The 19,891-nt window shown below is 64.7% G+C and carries 22 protein-coding genes; 14 read left to right on the forward strand and 8 right to left on the reverse strand.

Translation table 11 applies throughout. The annotated features are described in order from the left end of the window. Positions 1 to 67: 67 nt before the first annotated feature. Both ACSHT2_RS13570 and asd read right to left on the reverse strand, forming a co-directional pair. Positions 68 to 631 (reverse strand): NUDIX hydrolase, encoded by a 564-nt coding sequence (locus ACSHT2_RS13570; protein ID WP_035676931.1) that lies wholly within the window; start codon positions 629 to 631, stop codon positions 68 to 70. 67 nt (positions 632 to 698) lie between these two features. Continuing rightward, entirely contained in the window at positions 699 to 1,562 is an 864-nt protein-coding gene (asd, locus tag ACSHT2_RS13575) for an archaetidylserine decarboxylase (protein WP_440642005.1), read from the reverse strand. A 35-nt stretch (positions 1,563 to 1,597) separates the two neighbouring features. On the opposite strand from asd, the gene ACSHT2_RS13580 reads away from it, so the two are divergent. Beyond that, positions 1,598 to 3,262 (forward strand): aminotransferase class III-fold pyridoxal phosphate-dependent enzyme, encoded by a 1,665-nt coding sequence (locus tag ACSHT2_RS13580; protein ID WP_440642006.1) that lies wholly within the window; start codon positions 1,598 to 1,600, stop codon positions 3,260 to 3,262. A 350-nt stretch (positions 3,263 to 3,612) separates the two neighbouring features. Here ACSHT2_RS13580 and ACSHT2_RS13585 read toward each other — a convergent pair whose 3' ends face one another. From ACSHT2_RS13585 to ACSHT2_RS13595, 3 genes are all read right to left on the reverse strand, one after another. Next, positions 3,613 to 4,272, reverse strand: a complete 660-nt coding sequence (locus tag ACSHT2_RS13585; RefSeq protein WP_440642007.1) for a hypothetical protein — start codon at positions 4,270 to 4,272, stop codon at positions 3,613 to 3,615. A 234-nt stretch (positions 4,273 to 4,506) separates the two neighbouring features. Continuing rightward, complete coding sequence (locus tag ACSHT2_RS13590; RefSeq protein ID WP_440642008.1) at positions 4,507 to 5,196, reverse strand: methyltransferase domain-containing protein; 690 nt, start codon at positions 5,194 to 5,196, stop codon at positions 4,507 to 4,509. A gap of 33 nt (positions 5,197 to 5,229) precedes the next feature. Beyond that, complete coding sequence (locus tag ACSHT2_RS13595) at positions 5,230 to 6,282, reverse strand: glycosyltransferase family 4 protein (protein ID WP_440642009.1); 1,053 nt, start codon at positions 6,280 to 6,282, stop codon at positions 5,230 to 5,232. Positions 6,283 to 6,555: 273 nt separating this feature from the next. Between ACSHT2_RS13595 and ACSHT2_RS13600 the strand changes: the two genes are divergently transcribed. Both ACSHT2_RS13600 and ACSHT2_RS13605 read left to right on the forward strand, forming a co-directional pair. Beyond that, positions 6,556 to 7,263 carry a L,D-transpeptidase gene (locus ACSHT2_RS13600; RefSeq protein ID WP_319328206.1) on the forward strand — a complete coding sequence of 236 codons (708 nt, stop codon included), beginning with the start codon at positions 6,556 to 6,558 and terminating at the stop codon, positions 7,261 to 7,263. A 109-nt stretch (positions 7,264 to 7,372) separates the two neighbouring features. After that, positions 7,373 to 7,792: a c-type cytochrome gene (locus ACSHT2_RS13605; RefSeq protein ID WP_440642010.1), complete on the forward strand. Its 420-nt coding sequence runs from the start codon at positions 7,373 to 7,375 to the stop codon at positions 7,790 to 7,792. Positions 7,793 to 7,806: 14 nt separating this feature from the next. Here ACSHT2_RS13605 and ACSHT2_RS13610 read toward each other — a convergent pair whose 3' ends face one another. Next, complete coding sequence (locus ACSHT2_RS13610; protein WP_440642011.1) at positions 7,807 to 8,202, reverse strand: nuclear transport factor 2 family protein; 396 nt, start codon at positions 8,200 to 8,202, stop codon at positions 7,807 to 7,809. Positions 8,203 to 8,334: 132 nt separating this feature from the next. On the opposite strand from ACSHT2_RS13610, the gene ACSHT2_RS13615 reads away from it, so the two are divergent. Continuing rightward, a complete protein-coding gene (locus ACSHT2_RS13615) occupies positions 8,335 to 8,814 on the forward strand; it encodes an Lrp/AsnC family transcriptional regulator (RefSeq protein WP_440642012.1) in 480 nt (159 codons plus the stop codon). Positions 8,815 to 8,816: 2 nt separating this feature from the next. Beyond that, positions 8,817 to 9,314: an N-acetyltransferase family protein gene (locus ACSHT2_RS13620; protein ID WP_440642013.1), complete on the forward strand. Its 498-nt coding sequence runs from the start codon at positions 8,817 to 8,819 to the stop codon at positions 9,312 to 9,314. Positions 9,315 to 9,369: 55 nt separating this feature from the next. Here the strand turns inward: ACSHT2_RS13620 and ACSHT2_RS13625 are convergent, their stop codons facing one another. Both ACSHT2_RS13625 and ACSHT2_RS13630 read right to left on the reverse strand, forming a co-directional pair. Then, positions 9,370 to 9,645 carry a hypothetical protein gene (locus tag ACSHT2_RS13625; RefSeq protein ID WP_440642014.1) on the reverse strand — a complete coding sequence of 92 codons (276 nt, stop codon included), beginning with the start codon at positions 9,643 to 9,645 and terminating at the stop codon, positions 9,370 to 9,372. Further along, complete coding sequence (locus ACSHT2_RS13630) at positions 9,642 to 10,436, reverse strand: DUF899 domain-containing protein (protein ID WP_440642833.1); 795 nt, start codon at positions 10,434 to 10,436, stop codon at positions 9,642 to 9,644. The genes ACSHT2_RS13625 and ACSHT2_RS13630 overlap by 4 nt, the downstream gene beginning before the upstream one ends. Before the next feature lie 150 nt (positions 10,437 to 10,586). Between ACSHT2_RS13630 and ACSHT2_RS13635 the strand changes: the two genes are divergently transcribed. The 9 genes from ACSHT2_RS13635 (at position 10,587) to ACSHT2_RS13675 (ending at position 19,812) form a co-directional block, all read left to right on the forward strand. Beyond that, positions 10,587 to 11,807, forward strand: a complete 1,221-nt coding sequence (locus ACSHT2_RS13635) for a helix-turn-helix domain-containing protein (protein ID WP_440642015.1) — start codon at positions 10,587 to 10,589, stop codon at positions 11,805 to 11,807. Positions 11,808 to 11,834: 27 nt separating this feature from the next. Continuing rightward, entirely contained in the window at positions 11,835 to 12,473 is a 639-nt protein-coding gene (locus tag ACSHT2_RS13640; protein ID WP_440642016.1) for a Vgb family protein, read from the forward strand. Positions 12,474 to 12,710: 237 nt separating this feature from the next. Beyond that, positions 12,711 to 14,279 carry a DUF4403 family protein gene (locus tag ACSHT2_RS13645; protein WP_440642017.1) on the forward strand — a complete coding sequence of 523 codons (1,569 nt, stop codon included), beginning with the start codon at positions 12,711 to 12,713 and terminating at the stop codon, positions 14,277 to 14,279. Between the two features lie 136 nt (positions 14,280 to 14,415). Beyond that, on the forward strand, positions 14,416 to 15,540 hold the full coding sequence (locus ACSHT2_RS13650) for an ABC transporter ATP-binding protein (protein WP_440642018.1): 1,125 nt from the start codon (positions 14,416 to 14,418) through the stop codon (positions 15,538 to 15,540). Between the two features lie 65 nt (positions 15,541 to 15,605). Beyond that, positions 15,606 to 16,664 (forward strand): ABC transporter substrate-binding protein, encoded by a 1,059-nt coding sequence (locus tag ACSHT2_RS13655; protein WP_440642019.1) that lies wholly within the window; start codon positions 15,606 to 15,608, stop codon positions 16,662 to 16,664. A gap of 22 nt (positions 16,665 to 16,686) precedes the next feature. Next, complete coding sequence (locus tag ACSHT2_RS13660) at positions 16,687 to 17,949, forward strand: ABC transporter permease (protein ID WP_440642020.1); 1,263 nt, start codon at positions 16,687 to 16,689, stop codon at positions 17,947 to 17,949. After that, a complete protein-coding gene (locus tag ACSHT2_RS13665) occupies positions 17,946 to 18,779 on the forward strand; it encodes an ABC transporter permease (protein WP_440642021.1) in 834 nt (277 codons plus the stop codon). Before ACSHT2_RS13660 ends, ACSHT2_RS13665 begins: the two co-directional genes overlap by 4 nt. A 337-nt stretch (positions 18,780 to 19,116) precedes the next feature. Beyond that, positions 19,117 to 19,473, forward strand: coding sequence for a hypothetical protein (locus ACSHT2_RS13670; protein WP_440642022.1), 357 nt, complete (start codon positions 19,117 to 19,119; stop codon positions 19,471 to 19,473). A gap of 21 nt (positions 19,474 to 19,494) precedes the next feature. Continuing rightward, positions 19,495 to 19,812: a hypothetical protein gene (locus ACSHT2_RS13675; protein WP_440642023.1), complete on the forward strand. Its 318-nt coding sequence runs from the start codon at positions 19,495 to 19,497 to the stop codon at positions 19,810 to 19,812. Positions 19,813 to 19,891: the final 79 nt, after the last annotated feature.

Here is a 19,891-nt window from a genome sequence, read left to right on the forward strand (position 1 = left end):
CTTGGAACGAGCTGGCGTAACCGCGACCGCATCGACTTGCAGACCGATTTGACAGCGCAGCGAGCGCTCACGCCTCGCCGCGCAGCCACGCCTTCACCTTCTGCAAAAGGCCGTGGCGCAGCTCATCGACAGAGGCCGCCTCGGCCGGCGTCAGCGTCTGCAAGGCGGTATCGATGTCATCGGCCGCTTGCGCCGGCTCGGGCGGCGGCGACGATGGAAGCCCCGCCGCAGCAAGCGCGATCGGGCCGACCTGGTTGAGGAACGCGCGCTCATATTCGCGCGACAGGCGGGCAATCGCATCGTCCAGCGTCAGCCAGTCGACCGCCTTGATGTCATTCATCAGCTTGCGGACCGGTCCGCCGTCAGCTTCCATCCGCCAGAAATGCACGACCTTGAAGCGCCCGCCGGACTGATAAACGAGGGTGCCCAGAAATTCGTGCACGGCGACATCGTGGCCGGTCTCCTCCAGCACCTCGCGGCGCGCGGCTTCCTTCGGCGTCTCGCCGTCGTCGAGCTTGCCCTTGGGGAGGACCCATTCGTTGCGCTTGCGCTGACGCACGACCGCGATCAACGGCGCCGAACCACGCCGCAGCACAATACCCCCCGCGGCCAAGACCGGCGCCCGCGCCATCGCTCACACATCCAAAAATCGTCGTCCCCGACAGACGATATAGCCAGCGGGGACGGCAGATTGAAGGCTACTTTCTCCTCAAGAGCGCTCGACCCGCACGAACGCGCGAGCCCTCGGCGATGCCGTCGCAGAAGTTGAAATCGCCGGGAGCCAGGATGATGATGGTCGAGCCGTGCTCGAACCAGCCGAGCTCCTCGCCCTTGGCAACGTTGACGTCGCAAGGGAAATTGACCGGCCCCTTCGTCTGCGCGTTCAGCACCATGTCGAGGAAGTGCAACCGGATGCTCGCGACCAGGATCGCCGCAACGGGCACCAGTGTCACCGCTTCGCCGGTGGAGAGGCGGGTGCGGATCACCGCGCGCTCGTTCTTGCAGAAGAGACGCTCGACGCGCTTGAGCGCGATCGGGTTGACGTTCCAGACGTCGCCATGGATCAGCGTGACGCGTTCGATATGGGCGTCATAGGGCGCGTGGAAGCGGTGATACATGCTCGACGTCAGCCGCAGCGTGACGAAGGAGCCGTTGCGGTGCTGGTCGACCAGCGCGGAATCACCGAGCAGGTCGAGCAGCGAATAGGGCGCACCCTTGACCTGGAACAGCTCGGTGTCGGCGATCTTGCCGTGGGCGCCGACGATTCCATCGGAGGGACTCGCCACCACCGCCGGATCCGGATCGAACGGCCGCAGGCCCGGCTTCAGCTCCCGGGTGAAACAGTCGTGCAGGCTCTTGAAATGCGTCTTGCGCGCCTCCGACAGATCGAGGTCCGAGAACAACTTCCACAGCGCGATCGAGAAGTCGCGGACGAGCGGATTCTCGACCTTGGAGAACCAGCCCATGAAGCGCGTCAGGGCGGCGCGGGGGATGCGGTTGGTCAGCAGGAAGTTGAGGTCTTCCTGCTGGGTGAAAGTGGCGATGAGGGCTTTGACTGTCATGAATCTGTCAGCTCGCAGGGTTAGCGCTTGTTGTCATGGAAACGACACTCCCGATTCTCTCGATGTCCGTGGCCGCCGCAGCATCCGCTGCCGCCGCCTTCCCGAAGCTCAAGGCGCGCATCGAACTCTCCCGCGCCAAGCACCGGTCGCTCGCCGGGCATTCCAAGATGTCGCGCCGGGTAGCGCGGCTGCTGCCGTTCTACGAGTACGGAGAGAACGACTATTTCTCCTGCGACGGTGCGCCGGCGAACATCGCCGCGCAACGCAAAGACGGCTTCTTCCGCCTCGCCCGCCTCTACGCCGAGCGCTACCCCATGGGACGCGCGATGACCAAGGAGGCGGCGGAAAAGATCTCCGACCTGAACTTCACCGAGAGCTACCGCGTGCCGTTCCAGTTCTCGCGTCTCGTCCGCGAGCACCTGGGCACCTCGACCTTCGTGGAGTCCTCGCGCGGCGTCACCGTCACCGATGTCGACGGCAACACGTCTTACGATCTCACCGGCTCGTACGGCGTCAACATCTTCGGCAACGACTTCTACAAGGAGTGCATCGAGGGCGCCGAGAAGCGGGCGCACGCGCTCGGACCGGTGCTCGGCCCCTACCACCCCGTTATCCTCGAGAACGTGACCCGGCTGTGCCAGATCTCGGGCCTCGACGAAGTCTCGTTCCACATGTCCGGCACTGAAGCCGTGATGCAGGCGGTACGGCTGGCGCGCTACCACACCAAGCGCACCCATCTGGTCCGCTTCGCCGGCGCCTACCACGGCTGGTGGGGCGACGTGCAGCCCGGCGTCGGCAACCCGATCGCCGCGCACGAGACCTACACCCTCGCCGAGATGTCCGAGAAGACCCTGCACGTGCTGAAGACGCGCAAGGATATCGCCTGCGTGCTGGTCAATCCGCTGCAGGGCCTGCACCCGAACGCCAACGCGCCCGGCAATTCCTCGCTGGTCGACTCTTCCCGCGGCGGCAATTTCGATCGGGCTGCTTACACGGAGTGGCTGAAGAAGCTGCGCGAGGTCTGCACCGAACGCGGCATCGTCTTGATCTTCGACGAGGTCTTCGTCGGCTTCCGCCTCGCCGCCGGCGGTGCCCAGGAATATTTCGGCGTGCGCGCCGACATGGTCACCTACGGCAAGAGCCTCGCCGGCGGCCTGCCGGTCGGCGTGGTCTGCGGCAAGAAGGAACTGATGCGCCGCTTCCGCGACGATCGTCCCGCCGACATCTGCTTCGCCCGCGGCACCTTCAACTCGCATCCCTACGTCATGACGGCGATGGACGAGTTCTTGAGCCGGCTCGCCAGCCCCAACTTCCGCGCCGTCTATGACGGGCTGGAGGAGACCTGGAACGGCCGCGTCGAAAAGCTCAACCAGATGATGACCGACACCGACCTGCCGGTGCGGTTCGCCAACTTCTCCTCGATCTGGACGGTGAGATACACCACGCCGTCCCGCTACAACTGGATGCTGCAATATTACCTGCGCGCCGAGGGCCTGGCGCTGAGCTGGGTCGGCACCGGCCGGCTGATCTTCAGCCTCAACTACACCGACGCCGACTTCACCGAAGTCGCCGAACGCTTCGTCCGCGCCGCCGAAAAGATGAAGGCCGACGGCTTCTGGTGGCACGACGGCGTGCTCACCAACAAGAACATCAAGCGGCAGATTTTGAAAGAGATGCTGGCCAAGCGTCTCGGGCGCTGAGGCCGCACCGCGCACGCTTGCTCCGCCTCTCCCGCTTGCGGGAGAGGCCGACGCGTCCCGGGCGATGCGAAAGCATCGTCCCGCGCGCGGCGGGTGAGGGTTCTCGCCACACAGGGACATCCTCAATAATCCCCGACAATCCCGACGCGGAGACACCCCCACCCCAGCCCTCCCCCGCAAGCGGGAGAGGGAGCCCACTCCCGATGCCGCTGCATTGTTTGCACCATATGCGATTGTCCGACCGCACGCGGGGAGAGGCGAAGAAGCAGCCCCCAAGACGTGGATGCCCGGCACGAGGCCGGGCATGACGTAACCATCAGACATCGGAGTGTCGTGTGATACCAGCGCGCTCAGGCGTGCTGCTCTTCGAGCACGGGCTCATCGATGAAGCCCAGCGTGTGCTCGGGGTTGAGGTGCAGACCGGGGTCCATCAGCTCGCCGCGCATCAGCGCCAGCGGCGCGTTGCGATAGAGCATCAGGTCGTGGAACGGATCGGTCAGGATCTTGGTCATCCAGACGAGGCCGGTCTCGACGTCGCGAATGAAGAACAGGTGCACGGTGCGGAACAACAGGCCGCCGCCGCCGACCACGAGCCAGATCTTGGCGACCTGACGCATGAAGTCGGTCGCGCTCGTCCAGGGCGTGAACAGCCCAAACAACGTGGGATCGACAAGCAAGACCAGCGGCGACAGCGCCCAGATCGTCATCAGCACCACCTTGCGCTGAAGGTTGTAGCCGACCTTGATCTCTTCCTTGTATTCGTGCGTCGCCTGGTTGATGTGGTCGTAGGTGTGCGGCTCGAAGAAGAAGTGACCGGCCTGGCGCGAGGTCATCGAGACCAGCCAGCCGACCAGCGCCGAGACCACGGGGTCGATGAACAGCCAGACATAGGCGAAGAGGAAGCTCAGCGCGCTGACGAAGTGCAGGCTCTGATTGATGCGGCTGTGGTGATAGTAGCGATGGTCGTCCCAGCGCTGGATCCGCAGCTGCTCGAGATAATTCTTGATCATGCTCTCCCCCAAATGCTTTCGGGTCCGGGATTACAGGGATTCGATGTAGGCCGTGTGACATCATCATTTTGTCATGTGACGATGTGCAGCGGCGCGATGACGCACGGTTCACACTCTCTCCTCATCCTGAGGAGCGCGGAACGCGCGTCTCGAAGGATGAAGGCCCGGCTGCAGCACCGAGGCCTTCATGATTCGAGACGGCGCTATGCGCCTCCTCACCATGAGGAGTGGCAGTTACGCGGCCTTGGCGACGCCGACCTTGCGGAAGCGCACCAGCGAGAAGTGACCGAGCGGCGGAATCAGACGGCGCTCGGCGAGCTCGATGCCGTTCGCACCGGCGAGCCATTTGGCGTAACGCGACCAGGCGAACTCGGCGGTGCGGAAGCCGAGCGGACGCACCACCGGCTGAAGCTTCTGCTCGATGAAGCGACGCATGCCCGCATCGGCGCTGACGCGGGTCAGGATGATCAGCTCGCCGCCCGGACGCAGCACGCGGGCAAATTCGTCGAGCGCCTTCTCCGGGTTCGGCACCGCGGTGACGACATATTGCGCCATCACGACGTCGAAGGAATTGTCGGGGAATTCGAGCTTCTCGGCGTCCATCACCGCGAGGCCCTCGACGTTCTTCAGCTTCTGCTCCTTCACCCGGCGGCGCGCCTTGTCCAGCATCGCTTCCGAAATGTCGGTGCCGAAGATGCGGAGGTTGGGGGCATAGAGCGGCAGCGAGATGCCGGTGCCGACACCGACCTCGAGCACGCGGCCGCCGATCTTGTTGGTGGCCGCGATCGCGGCCTGCCGCCCCTTGGCGAACACGCCGCCGAACACGAGGTCGTAGACGGGCGCCCAACGGTCATAGGCCTGCTCGACCGTGCCACGGGTGAGGTCGAGCTGCTGCGTGCCGTCAAGGTTCATGATCTTAGCCATCGATGGGGTTCTCGCTGTGGTTCGAATTGACGATCAGCTGCGCACCGGCCGCCGCGCCATGCGAGGCGAGGCACGCAAGACGCGGCTGGGTTGAAGAGAGGTGAGATTGCCGACGAACTGGCGCGCGCTGTTCTCCCAGGAGCGCTCCAGCGCGAAATTGCGGCAGGTCTCGCGCGACATGGTGAGCGCGCGCAGGCACGCGGTGCGTAGATCGTGGTCGATGGCGCCGATCGGGTGATCGGCGATGACGTCCTTCGGTCCCGTCACCGGAAACGCCGCAACCGGCGTGCCGCAGGCGAGCGCCTCGAGCTGCACCACGCCGAAGGTGTCGGTCAGGCTCGGAAACACGAAGACGTCGGCAGCGGCGAGATGCGCGGTCAGATCCGCGCCCTTCTTCTCGCCGAGGAAGACCGCGTCGGGATACTTCTTTTCGAGCGCCGCCTTCTGCGGCCCGTCGCCGACGACGACCTTGGTGCCGGGCAGGTCGAGCGAGAGGAAGGCTTCGAGATTCTTCTCCACCGCGACGCGGCCCATGGTCATGAAGATCGGCCGCGGCAGGTCGAGCCTGGCCGGAGAATCGGGATGGAACAGCTCGGTGTCGACGCCGCGCGTCCAGAAGCCGAGCCGCTTGAAGCCGCGCTCGGACAGCTCCTGCCGCAGCGAGGGCGTCGCCACCATCGTCATGGCGGCGGCATCGTGGAAGTGGCGCAGCACGGCATAGCCGACGGCGGCCGGGATGCCGGTCCGCACCGCGACATATTCCGGAAAACGCGTCGTGTAGGAGGTGGTGAAGGCGAGTCGGTTGCGGCGGCAATAGGCCCGCGCCGCCCAGCCGATCGGACCCTCGGTCGCGATGTGCAGCGCGTCCGGCGCCGCCCTCTCGATCCGCCGCGCGATCTCCTTGGCGCTCGGCAACGCGACGCGCAGGCCGGGATAGGTCGGCAGCGGCCAGGACGGAAAGCCGTCCGGGGTGAGGAAGTCGATCTCAACGTCGAGGGCCTTGGCCGCATTCGCCAGCGAGGTCAACGTCCGGACCACGCCGTTGACCTGCGGATGCCAGGCGTCAGTCGCGATTAATACCCGCATGGGGAAATCCCGAGAGTTTGATGATTCTCAGGCATCGACCATCAACGAAGGATATTTCAGGCGTGTGACGTCACAGAAGTGTCGGCCTGCTGTTTTGTTCGTTAACGGGCTCGCGGAGCCACGAAACCGTCATGAAACAATCCTTTCCGCGACGAAACCGTTTTCGGCTTTCCGCGCAAATGTCCCGAAACGTTTTCCCGTTAGGACTTTGGGCAACGGAGCACCGAGACGGTGCCGCGGTGAGCAGAAACACCGAGCCAACAGGGGCGATCAATGTTCAATCTGGACGCGTTCAAGACGTTTTCGCGCGCCGTTGCGCTCAGTGCAGCCGCGATCTCCGCAATCGCATTCGCAGGCGCAGCCAACGCCGCGCCCGCGCAGCTTTTCCCTCTCTTCCAGCCGCTGCCGCCGATGGCCGCGCCGCAGCCGATCCAGCCCTATCAGGCAACGCCTTACCAGGCCGCGCCTTCGGAAGATCAGGACACGGTCGAGATGCCGGCCCGCTTCCGCCGCCAGACCGTCTCCTATGCGACGCGCGAGGCGCCGGGCACGATCATCATCGATACGCCAAACACCTATCTCTATTACGTGCTCGGTAACGGCCAGGCGCTGCGCTACGGCATCGGCGTCGGGCGCGACGGCTTCACCTGGTCCGGCATCCAGACGGTGAGCCGGAAGGCCGAATGGCCGGACTGGACCCCACCGCCCCAGATGATCGCCCGCCAGCCCTATTTGCCGCGCCACATGGCCGGCGGCCCCGGCAACCCGCTTGGCGCCCGCGCCATGTATCTCGGCAGCACCATCTACCGCATCCACGGCACCAACGCGCCAGAGACCATCGGCAGGCACGTCTCCTCCGGCTGCATCCGCATGACCAACGAGGACGTCACCGACCTCTATTCCCGCGTCAACGTCGGCACCAAGGTGATCGTGCTGCCGATGACCGAACGCAGGGCCGAGCTCGGCGCTGCGACGCGCTGAGCGGCCGGACATTGTGACGCAAGCGGCCCCGGAACCCGCCGGGGCCGTCTTTGTTTGCCCTCGACATCCCGACGCGCTTGCTGCGGCGCGATCTCCGATGGAGGCGCAAATGCAACCACGCCTGCAACGTTCGTCAAGAGCATGGGTGCACGCGATGATCGGCGCCGGGGCACTGATGCTGCTCTTCTTCGCGCCCTTCTCGCTCGCGCAGCAACCCGCCAGTGACGATACAGGCCAGCAGGCCTTCAACAACTCCTGCCGCACCTGCCACTCCATGAAGGAGGGCGACAATCGGCTCGGTCCCAACCTCAACAAGATCGTCGGACGCAAGGCCGGCGCGCTGCCGGACTACAACTACTCCTCGTCGATGAAGGAAGCGGGCTTCGTCTGGGACCAGGACAAGCTCACCCGCTTCATGGTCAAGCCGGACGAGGTCGTGTCCGGCCACAAGATGCAGCCCTATGGCGGCGTCTCGGCCGAGGAAGCGGGCAAGGTGTTTGCGTATCTGCAATCGACCGGCAGCCAATAGGAACCGCTGCAGCGCTAGGAGACCGGCGGCTCATACCGTCGCTCGATGTGGAACGATTTCGCCGTGATCAACCAAGTATCATTGATGCGGTGGTACGCCAGGTAGTCGACGTACTGGAGCACATCGATCCGAACCCGAACCTTCACGAGCGCTTGCGCCGGCGACACCACGTCGATCAGCAATACCTCCTGAAGCCGCGGTGCATCCTTGAATTTGGGCGAAGGCGTCGACGACAGCAGGGTTCTGTAGTCGCGAACCGGCAATATCCGCAATTCAGCATCGCGAATGCCGTGGAGCTGCGCAGTCTGCGCAAAAACGCGGTCGAACTGCGAAACGTCATTGTCGTACATCAGCGTGAAGTAACGCTCGACAGCCTCCAGCAGGGGCGCGAGAGTCGGGCTTTCGGTCATGGTTCACTCCATCAGCGGCAGGATCGGAGCACTCCATCCCATGGAAAGCCGAGGCATGTCCTTGCGAACTGGGCTAGTCTCGACGGCTCGGGCGCAACATCGTGCCCTTCTTGATCCAACGGGATGCGGTTCATGCCAAAATGCGAGCTGGATGCGATCGACCGGCGCATCGTCACCGAACTCCAGACCAATGCACGACTGAGCAATATCGAGCTAGCGGACCGGGTCGGCTTGTCGCCATCGCCTTGCCTGCGGCGCGTGCGACGACTGGAGCAGGAGGGATATATCGACGGCTATCGCGCCTCCTTGCGGCGTGGCCGTCTCGGGCTCGGCTTCTCGGCCTTTCTCGGCGTCAAGATCAGCGGCCACGCCAACGACCAGGCGTTGAGCTTCGAGAGGACTGTCGTCGCCATGCCCGAGGTCGTTGCCTGCCACCTCGTCGCCGGAGAGGCCGATTACCTGCTCGAAATCGTCGTGCCCGAGCTCGAGGACTATCAGCGCTTCCTGGTCGACAAGCTGCTGAACCTGCCGATTGTGCAAGAGGTCCGCAGCAGCATCGCGATCCAGACCCTCAAGGCCGACGCGCCCCTGCCGCTGGCACATCTGTCTTAGCCATGATCAAACTGCTGACACCTGCCGACGCCATGCTCTACCGCGAGATCAGGCTGGAGGCGCTCGCCGCTCATCCCGAGGCCTACTCCAGCACATTCGCGCGCGAGCAGGGAAAACCCCTCGCCTGGTTTGAGGAGCGCCTCATGACATCGGATGTCTTCGGCGCCTTCTGCGCCCAGGAGCTCGTGGGCGTTGCCGGCTTTCGCCGCGTGGACGGCGTGAAGACTGAGCACAAGGCGGTGCTCTGGGGCATGTATGTGCGGCCGCAGGCGCGCAAATCCGGTACGGGCCGGAGGCTCGCCGACGCGGTCGCGGCACACGCTGCGACCCGCGTCGAACAGCTGCAACTCGCAGTCGTCAGCGAGAACGAGGCCGCCTTGCGCCTCTACACGGCCGCCGGCTTCGTCGTATACGGTCGCGAGGTGAACGCGCTGAAGCAGGACGGCCGATACTACGATGAGATCCTGATGGCCTTGCACTTCGGCGAACAAGGCTCGTGACGATGCGGCCCCGGCGAGGCCGGGGCTTTTTTGTTTGTGCCGGAGTCATCCGCACCTACCGACGCGCGGCGCGCCTTCGCTCCGCAATCAACCGCAGCCACGCCGATGCGTGAAACGCGCTCATCAACAGATACATCGGCACCATTCCGCCCAGCACGGGGCCCTGTCCTGCGGAGCAGAGCACGTCCGCCGGACCGCCGCCGAGCACGGCGGTCAGCAGCGCCATGATCGCGAAGGTCGGCGTGGCTGCCAGACCGAGCCAGCTGGCGAGGTGACGCGCGGCCACGATGCCGTCGCGGCCGGCAGCGGCGGCGGGACAGCTGGCGGTCATCTTCGTTCCCCCGCGGCCTCCTCGCGAAGGGCCTTCTCGCCGGCGTCCGAGATCTCGACCCATTTCTTGTCGGGCGCGGCGCCTTCGGTGTAGCTGTCGTGCCAGTTCCACCATTTGTAGGTCGGCGTCTGTGGATAGCCCTCCGGCGAATCCTCCCACACCTCCTGGCGGCCGAGCGGCGTGATGTCGAGATAGTTCCAGGTGCCGCCCATCTGCTCGTCGCCCCGGCTCTTGACGAAATAGGTGCGGAAGATGCGCGTCCCGTCGCGGTAGAACACGTTCGTTCCGTGCCATTCGCCGACGCCGAAATCGGCATCGAAGCCGTCGGTGATGGTGACCCATGGCATGGTCCAGCCCATCCGCTTCTTCAGCCTGACGATGTCGGCCTGCGGCGCGCGCGAGGCGAAGACGAGCGTGGTGTCGCGGGCGTTCAGATGCGCGACATGAGCGACCTGGTCGGCCACCATGGAGCAACCGCGACAGGCATGATCGGGCCAGCCGAACACGCCGGGCTCAAAGAATGCCCGGTAGACGATCAGCTGCCGCCGGTCCTGGAACAGGTCGCGCAGGCTGAGCTTGCCGCCGGGCCCCTCGAACGCATAGGTTTCGTCCACCGCCATCCACGGCATGCGACGCCGCTCGGCGGCCAGGGCATCGCGGGCACGGGTATGCGCCTTTTCCTTCACGAGCAGTTGCTGACGGGCTGCCTCCCAATCCTGCGGCGACACCACCGGCGGTGTTTGCATGGCGGCCTGTCCGTTAGTCACTGCGTCTTCAGCTGATGTCATGATGGCTCTCCAAACCTCTTGCTCGGGCGGCCATTCCGCGCCCCGCTCTGACGGTCGCGGAACCGATCGCCTCTCGCCGCACATTGTCGGCCGTCAGCGATTTCTGGCACCGGACAGCTGCGCGGTGGGAGTAACAAGTGTGGCGGGATTGACATGGAGTCGCTGATCACCGCCGCGGCGCGCGCGCTCGAGGCCGGCGATCCGCTCGGCGCGCTGAACCGCGTTGCGTTGCGCAACGATGCGCCCTCGCTCGCACTGCGCGGCATCGCGATGGCGCAGCTCGGCGATCTCGCCAAGGCCAAGACGCTGCTGCGAAGCGCCGCGCGCGTCTTCGGTCCACGCGAGGCGGTGGCACGGGCAAGATGCGTGGTGGCCGAAGCCGAGATCGCACTGGTCTCGCGCGATCTGAGCTGGCCGGTGAAGACCCTCGCGGCGGCACGCGCGACGCTCGAAAACCATGGCGATCTCGCCAATGCCGCCCATGCAGGCCATATCGAGGCGCGGCGTTTCCTTCTGGTCGGGCGCCTCGATGAGGCCGAGCGCACGCTGGCCGAGGTCCGTCCCACGCCGCTCCCGCCCGCATCTCAAGTCGTCCGCGAGCTCGTGCTCGCCGGCATCGCGATCAGGCGGCTCAGAACGAAAGAGGCGCGCGCGGCACTCAGCCGCGCGGCTCACGCAGCGCGGCTGGCCAAGATCCCGGCGCTCGTGGCCGAGGTCGACAGCGCGAGCCTCATACTCGACACGCCGGCAGCGCGCCTGATCGCGCGCGGCAGCGAACACCCGTTGCTGCTCGGAGAGGTCGAAAGACTGGCAACCTCGACAGCGCTCGTCGTGGACACCTTCCATCATGTCGTGCGCAGGCAAGGCGTCGTCGTGTCGCTCGGAACGCGGCCCGTGCTGTTCGCGCTCGCTCGCCTGCTGGCGCAGGCATGGCCCGCCGATGTCTCGCGAGAGAGTTTGATATCGGGCGCCTTCCAGGCAAGGCACGCCGATGAGTCGCACCGCGCGCGATTGCGTGTCGAGATCGGACGGCTCCGCACCCAGCTCAAGCCTCTGGCCGACATCAGCGCGACGAAGCCGGGCTTTGTGCTGGCGCCGCGGAAGACGCGCGACGTCCTCGTGCTGGCGCGGCCCCTCGAAGAGAAGCACGCCGCCGTCCTCGCCTTTCTCGCCGACGGCGAGCCATGGTCGAGCTCGGCGCTCGCACTTGCGCTTGGGATCAGTCCGCGCACCGTGCAGCGGGCGCTCGAGGAGCTGGCGCGGTCGCATAAGGTGCAGTGCTTCGGATACGGACGGGCACGCCGCTGGATGACGCCGCCTATTCCGGGTTTCCCGACAGGCTTGTTACTCCCCACGCCGCTCCTGAAGACGTAGGGTGCGCGCAGCACAGGGATCGAGCACATGAAACGTTCAGCGGCCGAGATCGTCACCGAGTATGGACCCTTTCCAGGCGTCGAGGCCGTGCATGGCGTCACCTATGACGGCAGGCATGTCTGGTTCGCATCCGGCGACAAGTTGAACGCTGTCGATCCGGCCAGCGGAAAGATCGCGCGCTCCATCGACGTCGCCGCGCATGCGGGAACGGCGTTCGACGGCCGGCACCTGTTCCAGATCGCCGAGGATCGCATCCAGAAAATTGATGCCGCCTCGGGCAAGGTGCTCAGCACCATTCCGGCACCCGGCGGCGGCGGCGATTCCGGCCTTGCCTGGGCCGAGGGCTCGCTCTGGGTCGGACAATATCGCGAGCGCAAGATCCATCAGGTCGATCCCGAAACGGGAAAGATCCTCCGCACCATCGAGAGCAGGCGCTTCGTGACCGGGGTGACCTGGGTCGACGGCGAGCTCTGGCATGGCACCTGGGAAGGCGAGGAGAGCGATGTGCGACGAATCGACCCTGATACGGGCAAGGTGCTGGAGCAGCTCGACCTGCCCGCCGGGACGGTGGTGTCGGGGTTGGAATCCGACGGCGGCGACCGCTTCTTCTGCGGCGGCGGCAATCGCGGCAGTGTGAGAGCGGTCCGCCGTCCTCGGCGCGGATAAAGCATGATCCGGAAAAGTGCGCAGCGGTTTTCCGAAAAGATCATGCTTAAACAACAGCCTAAAGCGCGATGACGATTCATCCTAATCGCATCGCGCTTTAGCCCCGCAATGCTTGAACGCTTGGTAACGGCGCGTTCACAACCGTTAACCTGTTCGCCCCAATTCCACCCACCGGTGCGCTCTAGCGCCCTCCTCACCCGCCCTGTAAAATCCCCGCCGGGGCTGCTTGGGGGATTGATGCGACTGACGTTGAATCTGAAGACCATCCTGATCGGCCTCGCAGTGCTCGTGGCGTCGTTCTTCATCAGCCTGAAGGCGATGGACTTCGTGTCACCGCGCGCGACGAATTCGGCGCCGCCGGTCGCGCAACTGCCGCCGCTGCCGCCGGCCTCGAAGAGTTCCATCGTCGTCGCGCCGGTCGCCATCGCGATATCTGCGATCCGCGAGCAGGCCGAGAAGGCCGCGCCGCGCAATTTCGCCGGCAAGGCCGATAACCCGATCTCGCAGATCCTGGAGAACGCCGATATCGGCTGGACCGCCGCGCGCGGCCCGATGGCGGCTGTCGGCGACAAGGACGTGCTGACGATCTCGACGCCGCTCACCGGCAGGCTGAACGTGACGGGCTCGCTGTCGTCGAAAGCCACAGGCGCGCTCGGCGACGCACTGGGCAGCGTGCTCGGCGGCGACGCGGCCAAACGGATCGGCGCGGTCAACATCAAGAACCTGAACGCCAGCGCCGAGATCAAGGGCAACGTGGTCGTCACCTCGCGGCCGAAGCTCGCGGCCAATTGGTATCTGGAGCCCAATCTCGGCGCCCAGGTCAATCTCGGCGACACCAATCTCTCGGTCGCCGGCGCCAAGGTCAACGTGCCGGCGCAGGTGAAGCCGCTGATCGACAAGACGGTCGGCGAGCAGATCAACGCGGTCGCAGAACGCATCCGCAACGATCCTTCGCTGCGGGAGAACGCCAGGGTGCAATGGGCCAAGGCGTGCCGCTCGATTCCGCTGCAAGGCTCAGGCTCCGCGACCGCGCTGCCGCCGCTCTGGCTCGAGATGAAGCCGGTGCGCGCGATCGCGGCGCAGCCGCGCGTCGATGCGCAGGCGGTGACGCTGCTGCTCGGCCTCGAAGCCGAGACACGCGTCACCTCGACCCCGACCAAGCCGGAGTGTCCGTTCCCCGACAAGATCTCGATCGTGCCGCCGACCGGCACCGGTGTGAACATCGGCGTGCCGATCGACGTGCCTTTCACCGAGATCAACAAGCTGATCGCAGCGCAGATGGTCGGCCGTACCTATCCCGAGGACGGCTCCGGCCCGGTCGACGTCACCGTCAAGAGCGCCAACGTGATCCCTTCGGGTGACCGGCTGCTGATCTCGCTTCTGGTGCGCGCCAAGGAGAAGAAGAGCTGGTTCGGCCTCGGCGCCGAGGCGACGGTGCACATCTGGGGCCGCCCGGTGCTCGACCAGGCGCAACAGACGCTGCGGCTCGCCGACATCCAGCTCGCGGTGGAATCCGAGGCCGCCTTCGGCCTGCTGGGCGCCGCCGCACGCGCGGTCGTGCCGCAGATGCAGCAGGCGCTGCTGCAGAGGGCAACGCTCGATCTGAAGCCGATCGCTGCGAACGCCCGCGAGAAGATCGCGGCCGCAATCGCCGACTACCAGAAGAGCGAGGACGGCCTCAAGGTCGAGGCCAAGATCGACAGCCTGACTCTCGCCGACATCGCCTTCGATTCCAAGACCCTGCGCGTGGTCGCGGAAGCCGGCGGCTCGCTGAACGTGTTCGTGACGAAGCTGTCGGGGATGTAGCCCAGCCTTCACTCTCCAGGCTCGCACGCACCTTCGTCACTTCCGCCGCTGGCATTCTCGTCGGAGGATGCTAAGCTGTTCCTCGCAACCTCGGGCGAGGTCGTGGCAGCACCGTAGCTGATAACGCGAGGACGACATGGAAGCCGGCATGGTCACACCTGCGCCGGCACTGGTACGCTTTTCCGGCATTCAGAAGACCTATGATGGCGAGCACCTCGTGGTGAAGAACCTCGATCTCGACATCAGGAAGGGCGAGTTCATCACCCTGCTCGGCCCGTCGGGCTCGGGCAAGACGACCACGCTGATGATGCTGGCCGGCTTCGAGGTGCCGACCCATGGCGAGATCTATCTCGCGGATCGCCCGATCAAGAACGTGCCGCCGCACAAGCGCGACATCGGCATGGTGTTCCAGAACTACGCCCTGTTTCCGCACCTGACGATCGCGGAGAACATCGCCTTCCCGCTGTCCGTTCGCAAGACGAACAAGGCGGAAGCGCAGGAGCGCGTGGGGGCAGCGTTGCGCATGATCAAGATGGAGACCCTGGCGCATCGGCGACCCGGGCAGCTGTCCGGCGGTCAGCAGCAGCGCGTGGCGCTGGCTCGCGCGCTGGTTTTCAATCCGCAACTCGTGCTGATGGACGAGCCCCTTGGTGCCCTCGACAAGCGCCTGCGTGAGCAGATGCAGCTGGAGATCAAGCAACTGCACGAGACCACAGGCATCACGATCGTCTACGTCACCCACGATCAGAGTGAAGCGCTCACCATGTCGGACCGCATCGCCGTGTTCAACGACGGCATCGTGCAGCAGATCGACAGGCCCGATGCGCTGTATGAGCATCCGGTGAACAGCTTCGTCGCGCACTTCATCGGCGAGAACAATGTGCTCCCTGGCACCGTCGAGACGGTCGACAAGGGCTATTGCCGCGTCGTGCTAGCTGGTGGCGGCGCCGTGACCGCACGGGCGATCAATGTATCAGGCGCGGGCGCATCGACCTCCCTGTCGGTGCGGCCGGAGCGCGTCGCCATCGTCCTGGATGGCACCTCCGGCGAAGGACCGAACCGGCTGCCGGCCAGGGTGCAGAACACCATCTATCTCGGCGATCACGCGCTCGCCGTGCTCGATGTCGCCGGCAACGGGGAGTTCATGGTCAAGCTTCAGCCGGGAGCGCATGACAGCCTGAGACATGGCAGCCTAAGACCTGGCGAAGGCGTCTTCGTCACGTTCCGCCCCGAGGATTGCCTGGCCCTCGATCCCGCCTGATCCCACGCCAGCGGATCCGCATCGATCAACCTCAATGCAACTCACATGAAGAAGGAACAAAGACCATGCTGAAGCGCAAGATTGGCAAGATGGCTCTGGGCTTGGCTGCGGCATTGAGCGCCAGCGCTGCGCTGGCGACGGTCGCGCAAGCGCGTGACCTCACCGTCGTGTCATGGGGCGGCGCATATCAGGATGCGCAGAAAAAGGTCTATTTCGAGCCGTTCAAGAAGGCGTCCGGGATTCCCATGAACGACGAGTCCTGGGACGGCGGCGTCGGTGTGTTGCGCGCCAAGGTGCAGGGCGGCGCCGCCACCTGGGACGTCGTCCAGGTCGAGAGCGACGAACTGGCGGTCGGCTGCGAGGAGGGCCTGTTCGAGAAGCTGGATTATTCCAAAATCGGCGGCGAAGCCGCCTATATCCCGCCGTCAGTCAATCCCTGCGGCGTCGGCGCCATCCTCTACGATTTCGTTCTCGGCTACGACAAGGACAAGCTGAAGCAGGCCCCCGGCGGCTGGGCCGACTTCTTCGATATCAAGAAGATTCCCGGCAAGCGCGCCCTGCGTCAGGGCCCAAAGACCACGCTGGAGATCGCCCTCATGGCCGACGGCGTCGCGCCGAAGGACGTCTACAAGGTGCTGGCGACCGACGAAGGCGTCGATCGCGCGTTCAAGAAGCTGGACACCATCAAGGGCGACATCGTGTGGTGGAAGGCCGGCGCCCAGCCGCCGCAATTGCTCGCCTCCGGCGAGGTGGCGATGACCTCGGTCTACAATGGCCGCATCGACACCGCGAACAAGAACGAGAAGAAGAATTTCGGCATGGTGTGGGACGGAGCGCTCTTCACCCTCGACAGCTGGGTCATCCTGAAGGGGAGCCCCAACAAGGACGCGGCCTACAAGTTCCTGGACTTCGTCGGCAAGGCGGAGAACCAGTCAAAACTGTCGGAGAATATTGCTTACGGCACTTCGAACAAGGGCGCAGCCGCGCTGCTGGCGCCCGCCGTTCTGAAGGATCTGCCGACTGCGCCCGACAACATCAAGAACGCGGTCGAGATCAACGTTGCCTTCTGGCTCGAGAACATCGACCGCCTCACCGAGCGCTTCAACAAATGGGCGGCGAAATAGCGCGCCCCGCAAGGCTCGACCGATGACGGATGCGCTCTTGACCGGCGCCAATGCGTCGACCGAGGTGCCGCTCAAGCGCCGGCTGAAGCGCGCTGAGCGGACACGCCAGGTCAAGGCGTTGGCGCTGGTGGCACCGCTTCTCGTCTTCCTGCTGTTCACCTTCGCAGGCCCGATCGCCGGCATGCTGTGGCGCGCGGTCGACGACCGCGAGGTGCGTCAGGTTCTGCCGCAAACGATCGCGGCTCTCGCCGACTGGGACGGCAAGGACCTGCCGGACGAACAGGCCTACGCGGCGCTGGCAAGCGACATCCTGGCGGCGCGCGCCTCCGGCACAATTGCGATTGCAGCCAAGCGGCTGAACTACGCGCTGAACGGCTTCCGGACGATCCTGACCAGCACGGCCCGCAATCTGAAGGTGGTGCCGGAGCGAGGGACGGCCAGGGAGACGCTGGGCAAGATCAATCCGGCCTGGCGCGAACGCGCCACCTGGACGACGATCAAGGACGCCGGCGGCCCAGTGACCGGCTTCTACCTTCTGGCGGCGCTCGACCTGACGCGGAACGTGGACGGCGCAATCGTCGCGGCCCCGCCGGACCAGGCCATCTATCGCAGCCTGTTCGCCCGCACCTTCATCATCAGCCTGAGCGTCACCGCACTCTGCCTGATCCTCGGCTTTCCGGTCGCTTACCTCCTGGCGACGCTGCCGCCGGCCCGGTCGAACCTCTTGATGATCTTCGTCCTGCTGCCGTTCTGGACATCGCTTCTGGTCCGCACCTGCGCCTGGATCGTCCTGTTGCAGAGCAAGGGCGTCGTGAACGACAGCCTTCAGTGGCTCGGCATCATCGACGAGCCGTTGCGCCTGATCTACAACCGCTTCGGCGTCTGCGTGGCAATGACCCACGTTCTGTTGCCGTTCATGATCCTGCCGCTGTACAGCAGCATGAAGGCGATCTCGCCTGCCTACATGCGTGCCGCCGCCTCGCTCGGTGCGCCGCCGGCCACCGCCTTCCTGCGGATCTACCTGCCTCAAACGCTGCCCGGCATTGGCGCCGGAAGCCTGCTCGTCTTCATCCTGGCGCTCGGCTACTACATCACGCCGGCACTGGTCGGCGGCGCCGCCGACCAGATGATCAGCTACTTCATCGCGCTCTACACGACCGAGACCGCCAATTGGGGCCTTGCTTCGGCTTTGGGGGCGGTGCTGCTGCTGGCCACCGTCCTGCTCGCCCTCGTCTACGGCAAGCTGGTGCAGGGACAGCACGTCACGGGAGGAATGAAGAATTGAGCGATAGCCCCTCCCTCCGCACTCCCAGCCAGCGCATCGCGTGGACCGCGACCATCATTGTCTCCACGCTGGTGTTCGTCTTCCTGATCGCGCCGATCCTTGCGATCATGCCGCTGTCCTTCAGCTCGGGCTCGTATCTCACCTATCCGCTGCCGGGCCTTTCCTTGCGCTGGTACGACGACTTCATCACTTCGCCGCGCTGGATGAATTCGTTGAAGAACAGCATGATCATCGGCGTCGCCTCGACGGCGCTGTCCATGGTCCTCGGCACGACGGCCGCGCTGGGACTGGCGCAGTGGAAGAGCCGGTTCAAACCGCTCGTGCTGGCGTTCGTGCTCTCGCCGGTCGTCGTGCCCGGGGTCATCACTGCGGTCGGCCTGTATTTCTTCTTCGCACCAATCGGACTGACCGGCAGTTATCTCGGCCTGATCCTGGCTCACACCGCGCTGGCGACGCCGTTCGTGGTGATCACGGTCGGCGCGACGCTGCAAAGCTTCGACACCAATCTGGCGCGCGCCGCCGCCTCGCTCGGCGCTTCGCCGCTTCAAGCGTTCCGCCGCGTGATCCTGCCGCTGATCCTGCCGGGCCTGGCGTCAGGTGCGCTGTTCGCATTCGCGACCAGCTTCGATGAGGTGGTGATCGTGCTGTTCATGGCAGGCCCCGAGCAGCGCACCCTGCCGCGCGAGATGTTCAGCGGCATCCGCGAGAACATCAGCCCGACCATCACGGCGGCGGCGGTGATTCTGACGACGGTCTCGGTCATCCTCCTCGCCACCCTGGAAGGCCTGCGCCGGCGCAACGAACGGCTCAGGGGCAGCGGCAGCGCGTGACCGGCGCTGTGCTTCTCCTTCTCCCCTTGCGAGAGAAGGACTGAGGCAAATATGCCAATGAGATCAGTCGCGTCATCAGCACGTCCGCCGCCGATCAGGAGCAGATGCTGGCCGCCTGATCTCATCTCAAAAATAATGAGCTGCCGCGGTTGATCTGGGGCGGCTTATTGGCTGACCGCCAACAACGCTTCCCATCCAGCCAGCCATCACCGCAGCGGCCCTGTGCTGCCTAGCAGGACACACATTCATGTGAATTGCAAGTACTTGGACAATCGCCCCGCAATCGTAAATGACATAGGGACGCAGGCTGATACTGGGAGGAGAAACAGGGCGCGTCATGGGCGATGCAGCGACGTATCTGTCAGCGGCAAATATCGGTCTCGGAATTTCTGTTCTCGCAGCCTACGATGTGCTGCCGGCGTGGTCCTACCAATTCGGGTTTTTCCTACCAGTCGGTTTCGAATATGCAGGCCTTGGGGCGACTCTCGATCTGTGGACGAGCGCTGGCTTGGCGGCACGGTACGCACTGCCTACTCTCGCAGGCCTTGCCATATGTAGTTTCCTTTTCCAAGGCTTGGGCCAGCTGGGTTTTGATCTGGCACGATGGATGGTCGAGCACGACCTCGTTGTAATCGGCGGTTTGTTTCTTGTGACGAACGTGCCGTCGTTCCTGCTGATGGTGTTCGGCAAATAAACAGACTACGACTTGGTTTCGATGGTCATCAATGTGGTCGGCCTTCTTGCCTTTTGCTACGCCAGCGTGACCACGCGCAGCACGCTTCCCGTCTGGAATTTCCTGATAGCAGTTAGTTATCTTCCGCTTCTGAGCTGTTTGATCGGCTTCAAGACAGCGTATTCGATCTGCACGAACGACACCCGCAGGTACGACGTTTTCCTTGAAAGGGAGACACTGTCTTCAGTGCGACTTCTGCACGCTTCACCAGCTGGTATTCTATACGTCGCGGGAAATGGTGGTCCGGCCTGTTTCGTCAATATGTCGAATGTCACCAAAGTAGCTAAGGTGAAGCTTTGATAGGCTTGGCCTGATCAGAACTAGGCCCTGCGCACTGCCGCCAGATAGCATGTCGCGGGCGTTTGTAAGCGAGTAGGAC

The sequence above is a fragment of the Bradyrhizobium sp. PUT101 genome (assembly GCF_052043945.1).
Lineage (GTDB): Bacteria > Pseudomonadota > Alphaproteobacteria > Rhizobiales > Xanthobacteraceae > Bradyrhizobium.